Below are 20,871 nucleotides of genomic sequence, written 5' to 3'. Positions count from 1 at the left end.
GATGAAACGAATCGAAGACTACAACTCAGAACAAATCGAAACAGCTATTGAGTCATCGATGATGAGTAAATGGCGTTTAAATTATCACGTTCAACCTGTGATGGGAATACTCGGTGCACCTTGTGGATTCTTCTACATTAATGGTCTGTACCATATCTTTTATGAATGGGAACCTGCAACTAACGAAGAAAGTGCAACGTATTTATATCACGTGACGAGTGAAGACTTAATTCATTTTAATAACGAAGGAATTAAATTACGTCCAGATGACTTATATGATAAAGACAATCTATACGGCGGGAATTTAACTTTAATCAACAATGAACTGACGCTATTTTTTACTGGTGAACAGCAAAAATCAGACGGAGTTCATACATATCAACGTGCAGGTGTTATCGATACAGATTTTAAAATCAAAAAATATCCCGCACCGATTTTAAGGGAAGTTGAACCTGGTTACAAACAATATTTTAGGAATCCATACGTATTTACACACGACGGTGAAATCAATATGATGATCGGAACAATGAACGACGAAGAGTTTGGGCGAATCATCATGTACCGTGGTAAATCACTCGAAGATTTAAAGTTTTTAGGTGAAGTCAATACAGGTTACGATATGTTTGGATATTTCTGGGAATCACCGGAGCTATTTACGTTAGATGATGCCGAAGTGTTAATGTTTAACCCGAGAGGGCTCGATAAGTTTAAACATCATTTTTGGAATATTTATCAGTCAGGATACGTCATTAATGACTTTGAATACGGCTCGTTATTTGTTAATCACGATGATTATAGAGAATTTGATGGTGGATTTGATTTTTATCGACCAGTGACGACATTGGATTCTGAAGGACGACGTGTTTTAATCGCTTGGATGTCAGCTGAAGAGAGTAAGTATCCTACGGAGATTGAAGGCTATAAAAACGCACTGACAATTCCTCGAGTGTTAACGGTGAATGGAGACAGACTCATTCAAACTCCGCATCCACATTTAAAAGAGTTAAGAAGAAACGAATTAAAAGCAATTGGATACTTTAACGAACATCGTAAACCACTCACAGATTTTTATGGGGACAGTTATGAGTTAAATATCGATATCAAAGAAAATAATGCACGTGAGTTATTCTTTTTACTGAGAAAGAGTAATCGTGAAGAAACGATTGTATCTTATAACAGTGAGGAACAAAAGATAACGCTTGATCGTACATTTAGCGGCGCACTAATTTCAGGAGTAGACGGGACAACTAGAAGTATAGAGTTAACAAGACCACTCGAACGACTACAAATATTTATGGACCGCTCATCCATTGAGATTTTTATAAATGACGGAGAGCATACGATGACGGCGAGAATTTTCCCGCGTGAAGAATCTATCGGTGTGGAAGTGATGGCAGAAGATGGTGATTGTTACGTCGAAATGACGCATTACACATTAAAAGGATTCAAAGAAGACCCTGTCATTAGTCAGCGCAAGAAGATTTAAACAACTGGAGGTAGCACTCATGTTTTCAGTATTAGAACTTATCCGTAGAAGGTATGAACATTTCACACCAGTTGAGTTAAAAATTGCAGATTTTATATTAGAACACCCAGAAGACGTGACTCATATGACAGTTCAAGAAATATCTAAAGAGAGTCAAACGAGTGACGCTGCGGTGATTCGATTTAGTAAAAGACTTGGCTTATCAGGTATTAAATCATTAAAAGTCGAACTCGCGAAAGAACTTCATTCTATTAATGAAAATCCTTTATCGAGTAATGTGCAAATAGTATCAGATAATGAGTCGACAATTTTCCAAAAAGTATTTCAAAATACGTTAAGGGTGTTACATAGTAATGACACACTAGTTGATAGAAAGATTCTAAGTGACGTTACAAAGGTAATTGCTAAAAAAGAACGTGTGTTACTATTTGGTGCAGGAGAATGTCTTCCAGTAAGTTTAGACTTTCAGAGTAAATTAATCGAATTAGATATACCGGTGTTTGTCGTAAACGATTTAACGACGTTACGAGGTCGTTTATCAAAATTTACGTCAAAAGATTGTATGATTACGATTAGTACGAATGACAATCCGGAAATTATGAAAGCGTTGAGGCTTGCGAATGAACGATCAGTAGAAACAGTATCGATTACAGATGGTAATTCATATCGAGTCGAGCGCTTATCAGATTATACGGTATTTTTCTCTGAAGAAGTGACGAATACGAACTTAATGATGACGAGTCGAATTGGGTTATATATGATACTCGATATTATATTAATATATCTCGCTAAATATAAAAAACATAACATTCTTTCATAAGTATTTATAGATTGTTTCATAAGCATTAAAGTTATGTGACAAATAGTGTTGTCGATAGAAAAACTACCTATATTTATCTATACTAAAGATAACGAATACGAGGGGGCAGGCTTATGAAACTAAAAGAATTATTGTTATTTTCGGTACTGATTATGTTATTAATTGCACCTGTTTCTTCTGCAGATGAAGAAACGAATGCTTCAGATACTGAAAACTCAGCAACTCAAGAAGAAACAAAACAAAATCAAACGAATTATGCGGATAACCCATCAGAAGCCCCTGATGAATCTACTGACTCTGATAATTCAAACGAAACTGAGAAACCACAAGAGCCAGAAACACCAGAAACAAATGAACCAGGTGAAACTGATAATGAAGACACTAAAAATCCGCCGAATAATAATGATATCATCGACACAATTGATGAACAGGTTAAAGAAGCGGATGATAACGTACTCGACGCGATTGGTGTAGAAGAAAAACCTGGAAATAACAACCCAATTGTTTCAGATGATACACTCGTAACGGATAACTCAAATACTGACACAGCTGTTACGTCAGATAAAGAGTCTAATAAAAAGTCGACATCTAAATCATCAAAGGATTCTGAAAAGAAGAAAACACCACATGGTGCAAAAGAGTTACCAGATACAGGTGTTAATGAGAACATTGAATTACTATACGTAATAGAAATTATTTTATTAAGTGCTGGACTCATGCTATTAGTAAGAAAAACTAATAAAATAAAAATCAAAAAATAAATGCCACATCTTTGATGTGGCATTTTTCTATAGACTTTTATCGTCGATATCATTTAAATAATCTTTTACGAAATCTACGACTTCTTCTAACGTTCCGTCCTCAAACGGAGATTTTAAGTTGGCAACTTTTACTAATTCACCAAATGGTAGTGAACCACCGAGTTTACATAGCGTTAAATAGTCGCCAAATGCGGCTACAAAGTCATCCATTACACGTTTAAAGAACTGCAGTGCACACACTTGTGCGAGCGTGTAGTCAATATAATAAAATGGAGACGCAAATAAGTGACCTTGACCATGCCAAAAAGCACCATCTACATATGCAGGGATGTCTTCATAGTCTCTATCTGGTAAGTATACCGCTTCAATTTTCTTCCATTCTGCGCGGCGTTCTTCAGGTGTTAATTCAGGATTATCATATACGACGTGTTGGAATTCATCGATCGCTACACCGTACGGTAAAAATTCTAACGCACCTGAAAGATGAGAGAATTTAAATTTATCTGTATCTTCTTTAAAGAATAATTCCATCCATGGATACGTAAAGAACTCCATACTCATCGAGTGAATCTCACATGCTTCATATGTTGGCATAATGTATTCTGGAACTGAGAAGTGACGTGAAGAGTACATTTGGAATGCGTGTCCTGCTTCGTGAGTAAGCACTTCGATATCACCTTGAGTCCCGTTAAAGTTTGAGAAGATAAACGGCGCTTCATAATCTTCTATGAATGTACAATATCCTCCGCCTTCTTTTCCTTTTTTAGCCTCGACATCGAATAATTCTCGTTCTGTCATAAATGTATAGAACTCATCCGTTTCTTTAGATAATTCTCTATACATTTTTGCACCATTTTCCATAATTGCTTTAGTGCCACCTTTAGGTGTTGGGTTTCCAGATTTAAACTCATAAGCAAGGTCGTAATATTTTAAGTCTGATACACCGATACGTTCTTTTTGTCGCTTTCTTAATTCAGTCACGTAAGGAACGACGTAATCACGCACTTGTTTACGATAATTTTCTACCATCTCACGGTTATAATCGATACGGTTCATATGAACATATCCGAGTTCTGTGTAGTTGTTAAATCCAAGCTCAACAGCCATTTCATGACGTTTTTTGACGAGTTGATCATAAATATCATCGATTTCATCGAGATGTTCTTTCATGAAATTTTGTTTAGCATACATCGCAGACTTTCTCACTTCACGGTCATCGTTAATCATATACGGAGAAAATTCTGTGAGTGCCAGCTTCTTTCCATCGTATTCAATTTCAGCAGATGAAAGTAAAATCGAATATTTCGATGTTAACACGTTAATTTCAGTCATTAAATCTTTAACTTTAGGGTCAAAACCTTTAATTTCATTGTCGATTAACGCAAATAACTGTTTACCGTATTTTTCTTCTAATTCGTCACGAAACGGACTATTTGCCAGCGCTTTATAATAATCGTTTGTTACAGAAGACAGAACCGGCAAGTTGTTATCGTAAAAATCACGCTCACCAAGATAAAACTCATCATTCGTGTCGATAGATGCACGAACAGTTGCGATCGTAATCATCGAATGGATGTGTTTAATTTTCTCATTGTACTGATCGATAACGACTTCTGCATCTTCTACTGTTTCTGCTTTCTCAAATGCGCTTAAGAGTCCATCGACCTGTTCTCTAAATAAATCAAAATCTGGTCGTTTGTACTCAAAATCTTTAAATTTTGTTACCATAAGTTTCTCACTCCTTGATGTGGGGTACTATTATATTACTATATTATATTGGAAATGTTCATGACTTTAAAAGTAGTCGTATATAATATTTCTTTAGTATAATGAATTTATATTTAAAAAAGGAGTTTTCCAATGAAAAAATTATTAGCACCAATCGGTATTGTACTCGGGATTATCATTGTATTGGCAATCCTTATAATGCCAAAATATAACAAGTTTGTTCAGTTAGATGAACAAGTCAATGAAAAAGAATCACAAATCGAAACGCAACTACAGCGTCGTGGAGATTTAATTCCGAACTTAGTTGAAACAGTTAAGGGCTATGCCTCACACGAAAAAGAAGTGTTTCAAGATGTTGCGGATGCACGTGCACGTTTAGCAGGTGCAAACGGAGTAAATGAGTTAAGCGAAGCAAACGATCAAATGACTAGTGCTTTATCTCGTTTATTAGCTGTTGCTGAAAATTATCCTGACTTAAAAGCGAACGAACAATTTACAGGATTACGTGATGAGCTTGCGGGCGCTGAAAACAGAATCGCAGTTGCACGTCAAGATTATAACAAATCAGTAGAAGAATATAATAAACAAACACGTGTGTTCCCAGGGAACATTATCGCTATGATTTTTAATTTTGAGAAGAAAGACTACTTTAAAGCAAGTGAAGGTGCAAAAGAAGTGCCAGGTGTAGATTTTAACACGAACCAAGAGGATAACTCTGGTGATGAGTAATGAAGCGGATCATTCCACTTCTTCTCATCATTATATTAACAACACCAATCGCAACGGCAGCACGCGTTGAAATGCCGAAACTCGATACGTCGCATTATTTTGTTCAAGATAATGCGCACGTATTAGATGAGTCGACAATTTCTGAGTTAAATGAACTAGGGTCCCATTTAGAAAAAGGTACCGGAGTAGAAATGTTACTGATGACGATGGACTCAACAGGGCAAGAGCATCGTCAAGACTTTGCACTACGTGCATTAAGAGAATATGGTGTAGGTAAAAAAGAAAGAGATAACGGTATCGTTATACTATTTAATAACGACAACGACAATGAATTTAATAACCGAGGAATCGATGTCCAAGTTGGATACGAAATTGAAGGGTATTTAAACGATGCAAAAATTGGTAAAATTATCGATGATTATGCACTTGAAGCGGCTAAAAAAGGCGACTATAATACAGCGCTTAAAAACTTATACACAAAACTCTATGAAGAAAGTCTAGAAGCATATGGCTACGATGAAACTACAGGTGAATTTACGAATGAGCAGCCTGAAAAGACATCGAATGACGATTCGTTTTACGATTTCTTATTCCGTACATTTGTCATTGTGTTTATTATTGTGTTATTGCTATACATTATAAGTAACAATGGTGGTGGCGGACCACCAAGAGGAAGACGCCAGCCGTCGTACCGACGTAGTGGCACTCCAATATTCTTCCCACAAAGTGGAAATGGAGGAGGATTCTCCGGTGGTAGCGGTGGATTTGGTGGCTTCGGAGGAGGAAGCGGCGGCGGTGGAGGTGCCGGTCGCGGATTCTAAAAGAACCTTGACATGACATTGTCAAGGTTCTTTACTTTTATTGTCATGTATAGATGTTAGAATTACATTAGGAGTGATTGTTATGTTAACGAATAAAGAAAAAGAACTCATTAAAGCAACAGTTCCATTACTAAAAGCGTATGGTAGTGAAATTACAAGCACATTTTATAAACGTATGTTCCAAGAACATGATGAATTATTAAATATGTTTAACCAGACAAATCAAAAGTTTGGTGATCAACCCAAGGCACTTGCTAATACAGTGCTTGCAGCTGCTGAGCACATCGATGATTTAGAAGCAATTGTACCTGCAGTCATAGGGATTGGTCATAAGCACCGTGCATTAAATGTAAAAAAAGAACATTATCCTATCGTTGGTAAATATTTACTCATAGGTATTAAAGAAGTACTTGGTGACGCGGCAACTGATGATATTATTAATGCATGGGCTAAGTATTATAATCAAATTGCTCAAATATTTATTGAAGTAGAAGAAAAAATGTATGATGAGGCTGCATGGGACGGGTTTAAACCATTCACTGTAAAAAATAAAGAGTATCTAACGGAAGATATCGTTAGGTTTACAGTAGATAACAATGAGAAATTACCAGAGATTCTTCCAGGACAGTACATTACAGTCAAAGTAAAGCCAATCGATTATCCGTATGAAGCGTTAAGACACTATTCGATTTGTTCTACTCATACAGAAAATGGTTTACAATTTGCTGTTAAACGGGAAGGTCAAAATGATGATGCGGGCGTCGTTTCTCATTACTTATTTGATGAGTTAAATAGTGGAGATGTCATTGAACTTTCAGCACCAGCCGGAGACTTCTTATTAAATGATTCTGATGAAAACTTATTATTCATTGCCGGAGGAGTTGGTTTAACACCGATTATGTCTATGGTCGAAAGTGCGGTAGAAAATAATAAAAACATTGATCTAATCATTTCGACTCATGATGAATCTACATTGCCATTTAAAGAGGAACTAGAATCATTAGAAGATAAAGTGAATGTTACGATTAGATATACTAAAGACGAAGGTTATTTAAATGAGAGTGACATTAAAGGTTACGATGATTATTCAATTTATATATCAGGGTCATTAGGATTTAACCAGGCAATGATTAATGCTTGTGGATCCAATAAATATGATATGAGCAAAATTCATTACGAAGCGTTTGGACCAAGAATGAGCTTAGCATTATAGATTATTATAAAAGAAAAGTGTAGAGTGTATATGAAAAAAGTACTAGTTTATGATGGTGAATGTCAGTTATGTAATCGATTTGTGAATTTCGCAGTTAAGATGAATAAAAATAATGACCTATATGTGACAGATTTTAACAGTCAGTGGATAAAAGATTTAACGTTTCAAGTGAATTCAAATCACGTGTCATATATTTCAAAACATAAAGTATATGAAAAATCAGACGCAGTTCTTCATTATTTAGTGGATGCGAATGATTACTTTAAACCGTTACTCGTGACAAAACTAATTCCAAGAAAATTAAGAAATTCTTTATATGATTATGTCGCAAAAAACCGACATAAATACAATAAAAAATGCACAGTAAAATCTGTAAAATTTTATCAAATGTACTTAAAATGAAAACGACTCAAGCGTTGCTTGAGTCTTTTTTTTAGATGATCGACATGATTACTTTGCCGATTAATATAATGTTAGACTGTAATTGTTCGAGATTTTCTATCGCATCTTTAAAGAATACCTGTGCAGCGACAACCGTTCCGTTCATTAACATATGAACGAGAATTGGAACGAGTAGACGATTTGTCATCACATATACAAAACTAAATACATAACTCATTCCTAAATAAACGAGAATATGTGTAAAGTCAAAGTGTGCGACCGCAAATATTAATCCAGAAATCAGTCCTGCGATTAAAAACGAAACGACACGGTTCATCGGTAGTCGTTCATAAATTTCTGCGAAAATCGCACGTCTAAATACGTACTCTTCGATAATTGGGCCAATAATCGCAACGAAGATTGCCATATACGGCATCGCAGTAATCATTTCCATAATAAGCTGTGTGTTTGCACTCTCTTCAGGGTTTCCGAGTAATTTAATATTAATTGTTGCAGTAACAAATTGGGCGACGAATGCTAACACTAATCCTCCGAATACCCAAACAATTGTCATGAGTGGTGTGGACTTTTCACCGAGTTCAAACATGTTTTTATTTTTATGGATATTACCTAAAACTAAAATAACGATAAGTCCGATAATGTAAATAACAAACTGATAGGGCATATATAAGCTTAAAATTTCCTGAACACTCGCACCAGGATTTTTAAGTGCGATATAAATTTGAATTGGAATACCTGCGATTTGAATGACCCCAAACATCACGACAATAAATAAACTATATATAGTTCTATTCATAAACAATCTCCTTAAAATAAGTCTTTAAACAATAGTACCATTTTACAATATAAAACATGAAAACGAAATGCTATAACTTGAAATTTGACTATCTTTGATGTACTATAAAAATCAGTTAGCACATTACAATGATGAGTGCTAAAAGACGATTATTGAGGAGGCTATAACAATGTTACGACCTTTAGAAAATAGAGTGATTTTAGATATTAGTAAATATACAAAAGAAGAAACGACGTCCTCTGGTATTATTTTAACTGGAGATTCTTCAAAAGAAGAACCGGTCTATGGTGTAGTTGTTGCAGTAGGACCTGGACGTACGTTAGATAACGGAGAAATTTTAAAAATAGATGTTAAAGAAGGCGACAAAGTCGTTTACAACTCATTTACAGGAACAGAAGTGGATTACGAAGGTAAAGAGTACATCATCGTACCAGTACAAGATATTTTAGCAGTAGTAGAATAAGGAGAGATATGAATGGCAAAGGAACTTAAATTTTCTGAAGATGCACGTCAATCGATGTTACGTGGAGTTGAAAAACTCGCAAACGCAGTTCGAGTCACACTTGGACCTAAAGGACGTAACGTCGTTTTAGATAAACAATTTACAGCACCTCTCATTACCAATGACGGTGTGACAATCGCAAAAGAAATCGAGTTAGAAGATCGCTTTGAAGATATGGGCGCAAAACTCGTTTCTGAAGTTGCGACTAAAACAAACGACATCGCAGGAGATGGCACAACAACAGCAACAATTCTCGCTCATGCAATGATCGAGGAAGGACTTAAAAACGTTACAGCAGGTGCAAACCCAGTTGGCATTCGCCGTGGTATTACAAAAGCTGTTGAAGAAGCGGTAAAAGCACTAGAAGACATTTCAAAACCAGTACAAGATAAGGAATCGATCGCTCAAGTCGGTGCGATTTCAGCAAACGATAAAGAAGTCGGAGAATTTATCTCTGAAGCGATGGAAAAAGTCGGTAATGATGGTGTCATTACAATCGAAGAATCTCGTGGGTTAAACACGGAGTTAGAAGTCGTTGAAGGGATGCAGTTTGATAGAGGTTATTCATCTCCATATATGGTGACAGACTCTGAAAAGATGATCGCAGAACTCGATAATCCATATATCCTCATTACAGATAAAAAAATCACGAACTTCCAAAACGATTTACTACCTATTTTAGAACAAATCGTTCAACAAGGACGTCCAATTTTAATTATTGCAGATGACGTTGAAGGGGATGCACTTGCGAACCTCGTGCTAAATAAATTACGTGGTACATTTACGGCAATCACTGTAAAAGCACCAGGATTTGGTGACCGTCGTAAAGCAATGCTCGAAGATATCGCAATTTTAACAGGTGGCCAAGTCATCACTGAAGACTTAGGACTCGAGTTAAAAGACGCTAGCTTAGATATGCTCGGTACAGCTTCAAAAGTACATGTCGATAAAGAAAACACGACAATTGTAGAAGGAAGCGGAGACGAAACAACAATTAAAGGTCGCGTCTCTCAAATTAAAGCACAACTTGAAGACACAGATTCAAGTTTTGATAGAGAAAAACTTCAAGAACGCTTAGCAAAACTTTCAGGAGGCGTTGCGGTCATTAAAGTCGGTGCGGCAACAGAAACTGAAATGAAAGAACGTAAACTTCGTATTGAAGACGCGTTAAACTCAACACGCGCTGCGGTGGAAGAAGGAATTGTATCAGGCGGTGGAACTGCACTGATTGAGGTGTATGACAAAGTCGCATCACTAGACGCAGAAGGCGATGAAAAAACAGGTATAAACATCGTACTAAAAGCACTCGAAGCACCAGTAAGACAAATCGCAGAAAACGCAGGACTTGAAGGTTCAGTCATTGTAACGAAACTAAAAGAACAAACAGGTGGCGTTGGCTATAACGCAGAAACGGACGAATGGGTGAATATGATTGAAGCGGGAATCGTCGACCCTAAAAAAGTGACACGTTCAGCACTCCAAAACGCAGGATCAATCGCATCAATGTTCTTAACAACAGAAGCGGTCGTTGCTGATATACCAGAAGAAGACAACATCGGAGACATGGGCATGGGCGGCATGCCAGGAATGATGTAATCCATTTGACCTATCATCTTTTTTGATGATAGGTTTTTTAATTTTATAAATATTTCTTAAATCAATACAAATTTGTTGAACGATAATTTACAATCTGTTTACACCTTTCTAAAAGTAAATTCATTCATTTCCTGTATAATAATAAAATAGGTATCGTGAGGTGTTCTTATGACAAAAAAGAATTATCGTAGGCGAAGATTTGTCGGGTTGACTGTTGGTGTGGTGGCGATACTCGTTGCTATCCCGCTTTTCGTTGGCGTCTATTCGCTCGTTAAGCCCCTCCCTGACGGGATTTCTACGCAGTCTGATTTTGTTAAAACAGATGATTTGGATATTCTTTATGATGTGACTTATGAGGATAAAAACAGTGCTGTCCATCATGAACAGGAAATCGTTGATACAATGTACGAAGTGATTGATAATGCTGAGGATTTTATCGTTTTAGACATGTTTTTATTTAATGATGACTATAATCACGACACATTGGAGTTTCCTACCTTATCAGAGGATTTTGCTGAGCGTTTAGTTCAGAAGAAGAAAGATTCTGATATTCCAATTACCGTCATCACAGATCCCATCAACTCTTTTTATGGTACATATGATACGCATGTATACAAAAAATTACGTGATGCTGGAATTGATGTTGTCGAAACGGACCTGTCTAAATTAAGAGATTCTAACTATCTATACGGTGGTTATTATAGGACGTTTTTTACTTGGATAAAACCAGGTGGTCTGAAAATTTTACCAAACGCACTTCGTCCGATGGATGACAAAGTGGGTATTGGGAGTTATTTAAGACTCTTAAACTTCAAAGCCAATCACCGCAAGACAATCATGAATGAAAAAGAGGCCGTCATTGCGTCACTAAATCCGCATGATGGTTCGAGCTTACATTCAAATATCGCTGTGAAGTTTTCTGGAGATACTTTGAACGACCTATTAAAAAGTGAAACAGCTGTTTTAGATTTTTCAGGATATGATACATTTAAAATTAAGAATTACGAAGTTGAAACTGATAAAAACACGGGGGAATACGAAATTTCTCTCGTCACTGAAGGTAAGATTAGAGAAGCGCTAATAGATACAGTCAATCAAGCTGAAGCGGGGGACTCTCTTAAAATCGGTGTGTTTTATCTTTCAGATCGCGGTTTAATTAAAGCACTGAAGAAGGCGTTAGATCGCGACGTAAAAGTGCAAATTATTTTGGACATTAACCAAGATGCTTTTGGTAATGAGAAGAATGGTATTCCAAACAAGCCGGTTGCGAGTGAGTTAATGAATTATAAAAACCCTCCAGAAATTCGTTGGTATAAATCTCATGGCGAGCAGTATCATGCAAAGTTTATGATGCATGATAATGGTGAAGATTCAACTTTAATCCTCGGTTCATCTAACTTCACAAGACGTAACCTGAAAGACTTAAATTTAGAGACAGATCTCGTTGTTAAGGCAAAATCAGAAAGCGAAGAAATGATTTCTATGAACGACTATTACGATAGACTTTGGAATAATAAAGATGGTGTTTACACACTCGATTATGAGAAAGAATCTGAAGATAATATAATGAAAAGAATTTTATATAGAATTCAAGAAGGACTCGGTCTCTCTACATTTTAACGAAGACATTTGTCTTGGTTTTCATATAAATTGAATTTTTAATTAAGGAAATTATAGATATTCTGTAAAACAGATAAAAAGGTGATGTAGTTATGGATTTAATCATTCGAAAAATGTTAGAGGCTGATATTCCAGACGTTCAATATGTTGCTAAAAAGAGTTGGAATGCTACATATCAAGGTATAATTCCAGAAGATGTACAAAACAGCTTTCTAAAGGTTGCATATAGTGATGAGATGTTGAAAAAACGACTTGATCAAATTATATTCGTGGCAGAACATGATGAAAAAATCATTGGTTTTATAAATTTCAAAGAAACGGAACAACCAAACACATATGATTTATCAGCAATATACATATTACCAGATTACCAAGGAAAAAGAACCGGTAGTCGGCTGATAGCTCATAGTATTGAGCCAATCAAAAATTTTGAAAAAATCTTTCTAGAAGTTGAAAAAGATAATATCAATGCGGTTAATTTTTATAAGAAACTAGGATTTAAAATTGTAGATGAATATGATGATGAATTTGATGGACATGTCTTGAAAACATTAGAAATGTCTTTATCAAATGTTTAATAATAAATATTTCATGAAATGCTTTTGATGATTCACTATAAAAATTTTAAAATTTATGGGGGTAAGTATATGAAAATTAGAAATACGATATTTATATTTTTATTCATTAGCTTCGTCATGATGCTGCTGGCGGCAACAATTCCAGAAAAATTGGGTGGATTTTTATTTTTATTTTACATCATACCAGGGATTTTATTTTTTGTAAGTGCTGGGATGATTGCGTATAAGAAGGATTAGTTTTCAAATTAAAAAGCACGCGCTGAAGGATTTTTCAGCTTGCGTGCTTTTATGTTATTTCTTTGTTTCTACATGTTCTAATCCATTTCCTAGAAGAGCCATCGCGATTTCTGTGTAGTTTCGTGCTTCTTCTTTTGCACTTTCATCTACTTGCTCAATACCCATTAACTGAAGAACTTTATCTAGATCTTTAACTTTTTCATAATCCATGACGCCTTCTACAGTGAATTTATCATCTTCGAATTTCATATCAAAATTCACACCGTCAAGTTTGTTTAACTCTTCATAATTTTTGGCGATATCTTTAAATTGTTCTTCTGCAGCTTTTTTATCTGCTAAGCCAAGCGATTCATATGACTGTTCGTTATAAGTTGTCTGTTTTAAAATTTTGTTGTTTCCGTCTTGTAAAACAGATACTTCATAAATATAGCCTTCTTGTTCAAGAAGGAATACTTCAGTCGATTCTTCACCTTCAAGATAATATCCTTGTTTTTTAAAGTTATCTACACTTAATTCATAGCTTACAAACTGTGATTCTGTACCAGAGTCAGGTAGTGATGACACTACACTGAGATCTGCGACTGTGTAGTCGACCTTGAATGTTTCGATGAAAGTATCATCATTAAATTCTACTGAGTATTCGACACCTTCTTGGTCTTTATATTTTTCTTCATCACCGAATTCTTTAATCTTTTCTTGTGCCTCTTTTTTGTCTTTCACACCAAGTGTGCTGTATTCGCCCTCAGTGACCTGGTTTTGTTCCAGTAATACGTCATCTGCATGTTTCATTTCGATTGTACTAAGTAAGCCGTCTGCTTCTTTTTTCATGATGTTAGTCGTAGCTTTCGCCTCATCATATTCAGGTTTCTTAGATGACTCACTATTCTCTTCGCCCTCAGTGTCTGTCGATTCTTCTTTCTCAACTTCCTCTGTCTTTTCGTCCGCTGACTCATTACTAGTATTCGTGTCTTTATCTTCATTAGAAGAACAAGCAACGAGCGTTATAAAAGATAGGGCCAGCAGGACCATCCAAAACTTTTTCATTTAAATTTCTCCTCTCAAATATGTAGTAATTAAAGTAAAATTACTAACGGGTCCCATTTAAGGAACTTAATCAAAAACCGTTACGGCAGTGTTCCTTATTCTTAAAATTACCTAATTGAGATATTTTAAACTTAAAATTATAAAATAATACGCGAGGTTGGACTTATGCCTGACTGAATTCAGTGATTTATAATCTGTTTCAGACTAGAATAGAAAGTAAGTATAGAAAGGATTAGGAGTGTAATTATGCTGACAAATAAAGAAAAAGAATATCTTGAACTCGCTGTTAGTCTTGCAGAAGAGGCGTTAAATAAAGGAGACCAACCGTTTGGTTCAGTTAAAGAATTTGAAGATAGAGTAAAAGCACTTCATAAGGAGTACTATAGAAAATAGAGTTTTAGAGTGGTTTTTCATCTTTTTAGGGGTGGTTCGGACGAATCGTCGGCGAGATGAAAAACTCCCCGTCGCTATGGAGGTTATCGTCGGCGAGTTTTTGGTACACCGACGCAAAATGATGAATCGTCGGTGAAAAACGGAAAATCGCGAAATTCACCGACGATTCGGTGATTACCGTCGGCGTATAGAAATTTCGCCGACGATAGTGCTGTCTGCGTCGGTGGGATTCGAGATTCACCGACGATTCCAAAAATCCAAGAAATCCTCACCAAAATCCAACCAAAACCACAAAAATACGCGCACTTCCACGAGTGCGCGTATTATTATTTTGCGTCATCTTCTGCCGCTTCATATATTTGATCTTTTATTTCATCGCTTGGTTGTAAGTTAAAGTTTAATACGATATTTAAAATGATGGCCGATAAACTACCCATTACAATTCCGCTTTCTGTGATGACTGAAATGCTTGACGGGAGACTACTGAAGACGTCTGGTACCGCAGTAACTCCAAGTCCGAGTGCGAGTGAGATCGCGACGACCATTAAGTTGTTTTGTTTTTCAAAGTTTACTGTGCTAAGCATTTTGATTCCGTATGCACTGACCATCCCGAACATCGCAATCATTGCACCGCCTAAGACGGATTCTGGTATCGCGAGTGTCGCTGCTCCAATTTTTGGCATTAGACCGAGAATCATTAGCATAACTCCAGCGATGTAAATAATTTTTAATTTACGTACACCAGACAGTTGAATGAGTCCGACGTTTTGACTGAATGTCGTATATGGTAGGGAGTTAAATAATCCTCCGAGCATAATCGCAAAACCTTCTGCACGGTATCCTCGTTTTAAATCTGCTTCACGAATTTCTTTATCAGTAATATCTCCGAGCGCGAAATAGACTCCTGTAGATTCTACTAAACTCACCATCGCAACTAATATAAGCGTCAGTATCGGTACTAAGTGGAATTCTGGCGTTCCGAAGTAAAAGACGACCGGTAAGTGTAACCATGATGCCTCTTTTACTGGAGATAAATCGACTTGTCCGAAAAAGGCTGCAATAATCGTCCCGACGATGATTCCAATTAATATCGCGATGGATGCGAAAAATCCGCGTGCAAATTTTAAAACGACGAGTATAATAAGTAACGTTATAAATCCGAGCGAGACATTTTCAATCGATGCGAAATCTTCTGCACCTTGGCCTCCAGCGAAGTTATTTAAAGCAACTGGAATGAGTGTTAAACCGATAATTGTGACGACCGTTCCTGTTACAACTGGAGGGAAGAATTTTATCAGTTTACTAAAGTATCTTGCGACGATAACGACGAATAACCCTGCGGATAAAATTGCCCCGTACACACTTTGGATACTATATGTATTTGCAATGTTGATGATCGGTCCGACGGCGGTAAATGCACATCCTAGTACGACTGGGAGTCCAATTCCCATAAATTTGTTTTTCCATACTTGTAAAATAGTAGCGACACCGCACATCATAATATCAATTGAGATTAAATACGTCAGTTGTGCAGTCGTTAGGCCAATCGAGGAACCAACGATTAACGGCACGATCACGGCACCTGCGTACATCGCAAGTACGTGCTGCAGTCCGAGTGAAGCATCTTTAAGATGCTGTCTTTGCTCCATTAATTGTCACCTACGAATTTGACTTGTTTATCGTACATCGACTCGATGCGTGCAAGTGACTCTACGCGGTATCCTTTATCGCGTAAAATTTTACCGCCACTTTGGAATGCCTTTTCTATGACGATTCCAACACCGACAATTTCTGCACCGGATTGTTCAACGACGTCAATAAGAGCGCCCGCCGCTTCACCGTTTGCTAAGAAGTCATCGATGATGAGTACTTTATCATCTTTACTTAAAAACTTTTTCGCTACTGCGATCGTGTTCGTCTCTTGCTTTGTATATGAAAACACTTGTGACGTGTATAAGTCATCGCTTAACGTTAACGATTGTCTTTTTCGTCCGAAAACAACTGGGATATCTAAAAGTAAACCGACCATCACAGATGGTGCGATCCCTGAAGATTCGAGTGTTAACACTTTATTGAACTCGACGTCTTCAAATCGGTGAATAAACTCTTGTCCCACTTCTTTCATTAGTAGAGGATCGATTTGGTGATTTAAAAATGAATCAACTTTCAGTACATTTTCGTTTAATGCTTCACCGTCATTTAATATGCGCTGTTTTAAAAGGTCCATAGTAATCTCCATTCAATTTATTAGTGTATAAATAATATCAAACTCTTCCCTTTATAACAATATCGTTAACGCTTCTTCGGATGAAAAACTTTCGCGTCTAAGCGTCCGGCGTTCTCAATTTCTAAAGCGAGTTGTAGTAATTTATCTTCTTCACCTTTACGTGCGATAAACATGCTTCCGACAGGTAAGCCTTCGTCTGTATTATATAGCGGAAGACTAATTGCGGGTTGACCGGTTAAGTTGAGCGTCCATGTGTACGGGCTATAAGCGCTGCTCGTTTTAAAGACGTCTTCAAAAATATGGGATACTTCATCGTCTGATAAATTTTCTATATTATTAAGCTTTTCAAAAGCCTCATCTGACGGTTTGAACTGATCGATATCTTTTGTCGGACCATTCATTGTTGGTGTTAAGTAAAAGTCATAGCCGTTATCGTCTAAAAATTGGTGATACTGTTCACTTAACGTATCCCAGTAGCTAAGTGACTGTGTGTACATCCATCCAGGTACTTTTAAGCCTGCATAGTACATACCGTATGAGATAAGTTCGACATCGTCTTTTGTAATCTCACGGCCTAAACTTTGCTCCATAGATTTAAACATCGCAGCAGTTTCTACCATGTTCATAGTGAAGTATGAATGAATTGCTTTTTGCCCGTCGATTGAAACAGTATCTTCGACAACTTCGTGACCGAGTGATTCAAGCACTTCGACTGTATATTTTAAGCTTTTAACAGCTTCATCGTTTACTTCTGAACCAATGGGAGATTCCGCACTATACGCAATTTTTAAGCGTTTCTTAGGTGGTGTAAGTTCACAGAACGTAAGTGGTGGAGCGATATACGGCGCTGCAGGTGGCTGGACGTCCATCATCTTTAGAAGTTCGTACGTTTCTCTCACTGATTTTGTTAAAAAGAAATCAATGGACGCACCTTGCCATTGTCTATAACTTCCCGGACCGCTTGTGACGCGTCCTCTTGTCGGTTTTAGTCCGATTAAACCGTTAAAGCTTGCTGGAATACGAATCGAACCTCCACCGTCACTCCCTGAAGCAGCAGGGACGAGTCCAGCTTTTAACGCAGCTGCCGCGCCACCACTAGATCCACCTGAAGAGAGTGGTCGACCAAATGGTGCGTAAGAATTTCCTAAAAGATCCGAATCAGTGACCATCTTAAACCCGAATTCTGGGACGTTTGTTCGTCCGACGATGACAAATCCGTTTTCAATGAGTCGAGTTACAAAGTTGCTCGAAGTTTTTGCGATGTAGTCTTTAAATAAATAGGAACCATTCGTCGCCGGTAATCCAGCTTCTTCTTGCCCGAGGTCTTTAACGACAATTGGCACTCCGTAAAATGGAGGCAATGCTTTTATTTCTTCTGAAGATAAAGTACTTAACACTTTGTCCATTTCTCGTGCGGTACGGAGTGCTCTATCTTTTTGTATATGAATGACAGCGTTCATGTCGTCGTAATGCTCGATATTATGTAACGCACGCTCGACGAGCTCTGTCACACTGACTTCTTTTTGTTTTACTTTTTCGCTATAGTATAATGAATCGTGATGAAATAATGTCATGAGAATTCTCCTTTACGTCTTTACAGATTAGTATATATAAGAAAATTAGTTTTAAAAAGGAAGGTGCCACGAAATGGACCGTTATGAGTATTTAGGGACTGTGAAGTATCATTTACAATCCCTCTCAACTAAACGACAAGATAAAATAATCGAATCGTTATTGAATCGCTTTCGAGACAGTGAGGATGATGACGCACTAATAAAAGAATTAGGTGCCCCGGAAGCACTTGCTGAAAAGTATTTATATAGTAAAAAAGATTTAACGATTGATGAAGATATTACGCACTTTAGTTTTGAGACGACGTTTGTCCCAGTTTATATGTATGAATCAGACGATGAAGATTTGCATTTTAACGTAACGAAAGATATCGACTTGGAAAACGTTCAATATGAAATTAAAGACGGGGTTTTTCATCTGAATTTAAAGCTGTCTCATGCAAATAAAAACACGCGATTAGACATCTATTTACCAGATAAAGAAATTGAGCGACTTGAAATGACGCAGCATTACAGTTCAATTCATGCGGACAGTATAAAAGCGAAAGATATACAATTTAAAAATGACGTCGGGCAAGTATTAGTGAAGAGAGTAGAAGCGGATACGCTCACGTGTTATCTCCAAACGGGAGAGATGCGAATTGATGACGTCGATACGAACCATTTAAAATTTAACGTCAGTACTGGGAAGCTCGTTTTAAATAATGTCAATCCGGATCAACATATCGACGGGAAAGTTGCGACAGGTAACGCGATGGTTACGTTAAAAGAGATGTTTAAAAATAACGAGTTAACGTTAAAAGAGCAATTTGGATTACTCGATATTGAAGGTTACGACGATACGCTAGATGGAGAGGTCCTCGGAGACGGGGAGTATAAAGTGAAGCTCGTCGTCAGTTACGGTACGTTAATGATAGACACGAATTAAGTCAAATAGACTTAATTCGTGAATCTATTCCAAGGATAGCGGTTTGGCGGTTGTCTAGTTACAGTGATGATTTCATCTTTAGTTGGATGTTTAAATTTGATTTCAGAACTCCATAAAGCGATTTGTTCGCCGACTTTACTAAGCTTGTTATAGCGCTGATCGCCGAAAATCGGAGTGTTTTGATTTGAAAGTTGAACGCGTATTTGATGTGAACGACCGGTATGAAGTTTAACTTCGAGTAGGCTGAGTGCTTCATCTACACCGATAGTTTTATAATCAAGCACCGCGCGCTTTGCGTCCTTTGTATCTTTACTCGTAACATAAGACGTGTTCGTCTTACGGTTTTTAACTAAATAATCTTCTAGCGTACCGCTATTATTTAGATGGCCTTCAATGACCGTTAAGTATTTGCGCTCGAACGTCTGTTTACGAATTTCATTTGAAAGGCGACTCGCACCTTTAGACGTTTTCGCAAACACAATCGCACCACCAACTGGACGGTCGAGACGATGGACAAGACCTAAAAAGACATTGCCCGGTTTATTGTATTTTTCTTTAATATATTCTTTTACGATCGTCAGCATGTCTTTATCATTCGAATCATCCGCCTGAACCGGTATATTATTCGGCTTCGTCACAGCAATGACATGATTGTCTTCGTATAATATTTCTAAAGTCATAGTTTAACCTTCTTTGTAATAGTAATTCAATTCAACGGTATCACAATAATTAGTATAAGACGAATGAAATATAAAAAGTCCTTCACAAGTCATAATATTTTGAGACTATCTCTAAATAGTTATGTAGTGCGAAGGACTTTTAGTTTGATAAAAAACTTTCGTGAATTCAATCATAAACTCCTATTCTAAGTTAAAGGGTTTCCAAACAAGTAAATTAAAATAAATGCAACGAGAAAACCGAGTAAGAATATACCGAGGTACTTCGAGTTTTTCATTATAAATCAACTCCTCATAATTTACTTAAATTATTTGCATTAATTTGACAGTTACCTGATGAATCACAGACGCTCATATTACCTTCTTTTGTAACGATGATATAGTAGCCAGGTGGATAAGTGGTACCAACAAGAGCTTTTTCTACCCACTCTAATCCATTTGCAACCCAATATGATGCATTGTGTCCAGTAGTATATTCTATAACACCATCAACTAAATAACCTACTAACACACCACCGACAAAAATAGCTATAGCAGATGCAGAATTTTGCTCCACTTCACTGTTGGTATTATAATGCATTTCATCATAATTTTTTTCATAATTAGAGGAAGCGGATACAAAAGAATTGTTAAGTGTAAACGATGTAGTTAACATAATAACAATTGCAAATGATGAACAAATTTTTTAGTAAACATTATTATCACCTCCATTCAATATTACTTAAATACCCTTAAATTTTAA

General features: G+C 36.8%; 22 protein-coding genes. 14 read left to right on the top strand and 8 right to left on the bottom strand.

Translation table 11 applies throughout. The features are described 5' to 3' along the window. The first annotated feature begins 1 nt into the window (after window position 1). From CJ229_RS04430 to CJ229_RS04420, 3 genes are all read left to right on the top strand, one after another. Window positions 2–1,486 carry a sucrose-6-phosphate hydrolase gene (locus CJ229_RS04430; RefSeq protein ID WP_070622212.1) on the top strand — a complete coding sequence of 495 codons (1,485 nt, stop codon included), beginning with the start codon at window positions 2–4 and terminating at the stop codon, window positions 1,484–1,486. Window positions 1,487–1,505: 19 nt separating this feature from the next. Continuing rightward, window positions 1,506–2,306, top strand: a complete 801-nt coding sequence (locus CJ229_RS04425; RefSeq protein WP_102167702.1) for a MurR/RpiR family transcriptional regulator — start codon at window positions 1,506–1,508, stop codon at window positions 2,304–2,306. Window positions 2,307–2,419: 113 nt separating this feature from the next. Beyond that, on the top strand, window positions 2,420–3,067 hold the full coding sequence (locus CJ229_RS04420; protein ID WP_102167701.1) for an LPXTG cell wall anchor domain-containing protein: 648 nt from the start codon (window positions 2,420–2,422) through the stop codon (window positions 3,065–3,067). 27 nt (window positions 3,068–3,094) lie between these two features. On the opposite strand, the gene CJ229_RS04415 is transcribed toward CJ229_RS04420, so the two are convergent. Then, a complete protein-coding gene (locus tag CJ229_RS04415; protein WP_102167700.1) occupies window positions 3,095–4,795 on the bottom strand; it encodes a M3 family oligoendopeptidase in 1,701 nt (566 codons plus the stop codon). A gap of 132 nt (window positions 4,796–4,927) precedes the next feature. On the opposite strand from CJ229_RS04415, the gene CJ229_RS04410 reads away from it, so the two are divergent. The 4 genes from CJ229_RS04410 (at window position 4,928) to CJ229_RS04395 (ending at window position 7,960) form a co-directional block, all read left to right on the top strand. Then, complete coding sequence (locus tag CJ229_RS04410) at window positions 4,928–5,524, top strand: LemA family protein (protein ID WP_102167699.1); 597 nt, start codon at window positions 4,928–4,930, stop codon at window positions 5,522–5,524. Continuing rightward, window positions 5,524–6,345: a TPM domain-containing protein gene (locus CJ229_RS04405; RefSeq protein ID WP_180953417.1), complete on the top strand. Its 822-nt coding sequence runs from the start codon at window positions 5,524–5,526 to the stop codon at window positions 6,343–6,345. The genes CJ229_RS04410 and CJ229_RS04405 overlap by 1 nt, the downstream gene beginning before the upstream one ends. 82 nt (window positions 6,346–6,427) lie before the next feature. Next, window positions 6,428–7,558 carry a globin domain-containing protein gene (locus tag CJ229_RS04400; protein WP_102167698.1) on the top strand — a complete coding sequence of 377 codons (1,131 nt, stop codon included), beginning with the start codon at window positions 6,428–6,430 and terminating at the stop codon, window positions 7,556–7,558. 30 nt (window positions 7,559–7,588) lie between these two features. Next, complete coding sequence (locus tag CJ229_RS04395; RefSeq protein ID WP_102167697.1) at window positions 7,589–7,960, top strand: thiol-disulfide oxidoreductase DCC family protein; 372 nt, start codon at window positions 7,589–7,591, stop codon at window positions 7,958–7,960. A gap of 31 nt (window positions 7,961–7,991) precedes the next feature. Here the strand turns inward: CJ229_RS04395 and CJ229_RS04390 are convergent, their stop codons facing one another. Beyond that, entirely contained in the window at window positions 7,992–8,756 is a 765-nt protein-coding gene (locus CJ229_RS04390; RefSeq protein ID WP_102167696.1) for a CPBP family intramembrane glutamic endopeptidase, read from the bottom strand. 169 nt (window positions 8,757–8,925) lie between these two features. Here CJ229_RS04390 and CJ229_RS04385 point away from each other — a divergent pair, with 169 nt between their 5' ends. The 5 genes from CJ229_RS04385 (at window position 8,926) to CJ229_RS04365 (ending at window position 13,289) form a co-directional block, all read left to right on the top strand. Then, entirely contained in the window at window positions 8,926–9,219 is a 294-nt protein-coding gene (locus CJ229_RS04385) for a co-chaperone GroES (RefSeq protein ID WP_102167695.1), read from the top strand. A gap of 12 nt (window positions 9,220–9,231) precedes the next feature. Then, a complete protein-coding gene (gene groL, locus CJ229_RS04380; RefSeq protein ID WP_070458187.1) occupies window positions 9,232–10,854 on the top strand; it encodes a chaperonin GroEL in 1,623 nt (540 codons plus the stop codon). 168 nt (window positions 10,855–11,022) lie between these two features. After that, window positions 11,023–12,474 carry a phospholipase D-like domain-containing protein gene (locus CJ229_RS04375; RefSeq protein WP_102167694.1) on the top strand — a complete coding sequence of 484 codons (1,452 nt, stop codon included), beginning with the start codon at window positions 11,023–11,025 and terminating at the stop codon, window positions 12,472–12,474. A gap of 92 nt (window positions 12,475–12,566) precedes the next feature. After that, window positions 12,567–13,052: a GNAT family N-acetyltransferase gene (locus tag CJ229_RS04370; RefSeq protein ID WP_102167693.1), complete on the top strand. Its 486-nt coding sequence runs from the start codon at window positions 12,567–12,569 to the stop codon at window positions 13,050–13,052. Between the two features lie 69 nt (window positions 13,053–13,121). Then, window positions 13,122–13,289 (top strand): hypothetical protein, encoded by a 168-nt coding sequence (locus CJ229_RS04365; protein WP_180953416.1) that lies wholly within the window; start codon window positions 13,122–13,124, stop codon window positions 13,287–13,289. Between the two features lie 54 nt (window positions 13,290–13,343). Here CJ229_RS04365 and CJ229_RS04360 read toward each other — a convergent pair whose 3' ends face one another. Next, window positions 13,344–14,333, bottom strand: coding sequence for a DUF1307 domain-containing protein (locus tag CJ229_RS04360; protein ID WP_102167692.1), 990 nt, complete (start codon window positions 14,331–14,333; stop codon window positions 13,344–13,346). A 246-nt stretch (window positions 14,334–14,579) separates the two neighbouring features. Between CJ229_RS04360 and CJ229_RS04355 the strand changes: the two genes are divergently transcribed. After that, a complete protein-coding gene (locus CJ229_RS04355) occupies window positions 14,580–14,726 on the top strand; it encodes a hypothetical protein (protein WP_180953415.1) in 147 nt (48 codons plus the stop codon). A gap of 326 nt (window positions 14,727–15,052) precedes the next feature. Here the strand turns inward: CJ229_RS04355 and CJ229_RS04350 are convergent, their stop codons facing one another. The 3 genes from CJ229_RS04350 to CJ229_RS04340 all read right to left on the bottom strand — a co-directional run bounded on the left by CJ229_RS04350 (window position 15,053) and on the right by CJ229_RS04340 (window position 18,527). Continuing rightward, window positions 15,053–16,375, bottom strand: a complete 1,323-nt coding sequence (locus CJ229_RS04350) for a nucleobase:cation symporter-2 family protein (RefSeq protein WP_102167691.1) — start codon at window positions 16,373–16,375, stop codon at window positions 15,053–15,055. Beyond that, window positions 16,375–16,953 carry a xanthine phosphoribosyltransferase gene (locus CJ229_RS04345; protein ID WP_070623706.1) on the bottom strand — a complete coding sequence of 193 codons (579 nt, stop codon included), beginning with the start codon at window positions 16,951–16,953 and terminating at the stop codon, window positions 16,375–16,377. The genes CJ229_RS04350 and CJ229_RS04345 overlap by 1 nt, the downstream gene beginning before the upstream one ends. Before the next feature lie 65 nt (window positions 16,954–17,018). Then, entirely contained in the window at window positions 17,019–18,527 is a 1,509-nt protein-coding gene (locus tag CJ229_RS04340) for an amidase family protein (protein WP_102167690.1), read from the bottom strand. Window positions 18,528–18,600: 73 nt separating this feature from the next. Between CJ229_RS04340 and CJ229_RS04335 the strand changes: the two genes are divergently transcribed. Further along, a complete protein-coding gene (locus CJ229_RS04335) occupies window positions 18,601–19,452 on the top strand; it encodes a DUF4097 family beta strand repeat-containing protein (protein ID WP_102167689.1) in 852 nt (283 codons plus the stop codon). An 11-nt stretch (window positions 19,453–19,463) separates the two neighbouring features. Here CJ229_RS04335 and CJ229_RS04330 read toward each other — a convergent pair whose 3' ends face one another. Next, window positions 19,464–20,132: an RluA family pseudouridine synthase gene (locus CJ229_RS04330; protein ID WP_102167688.1), complete on the bottom strand. Its 669-nt coding sequence runs from the start codon at window positions 20,130–20,132 to the stop codon at window positions 19,464–19,466. A 289-nt stretch (window positions 20,133–20,421) separates the two neighbouring features. After that, window positions 20,422–20,784 (bottom strand): hypothetical protein, encoded by a 363-nt coding sequence (locus CJ229_RS04325; protein WP_070710059.1) that lies wholly within the window; start codon window positions 20,782–20,784, stop codon window positions 20,422–20,424. Window positions 20,785–20,871: the final 87 nt, after the last annotated feature.

Source organism: Nosocomiicoccus massiliensis, assembly GCF_002871345.2.
Classification (GTDB): domain Bacteria; phylum Bacillota; class Bacilli; order Staphylococcales; family Salinicoccaceae; genus Nosocomiicoccus; species Nosocomiicoccus ampullae_A.
This window is presented reverse-complemented; position numbering and strand designations above follow the sequence as displayed.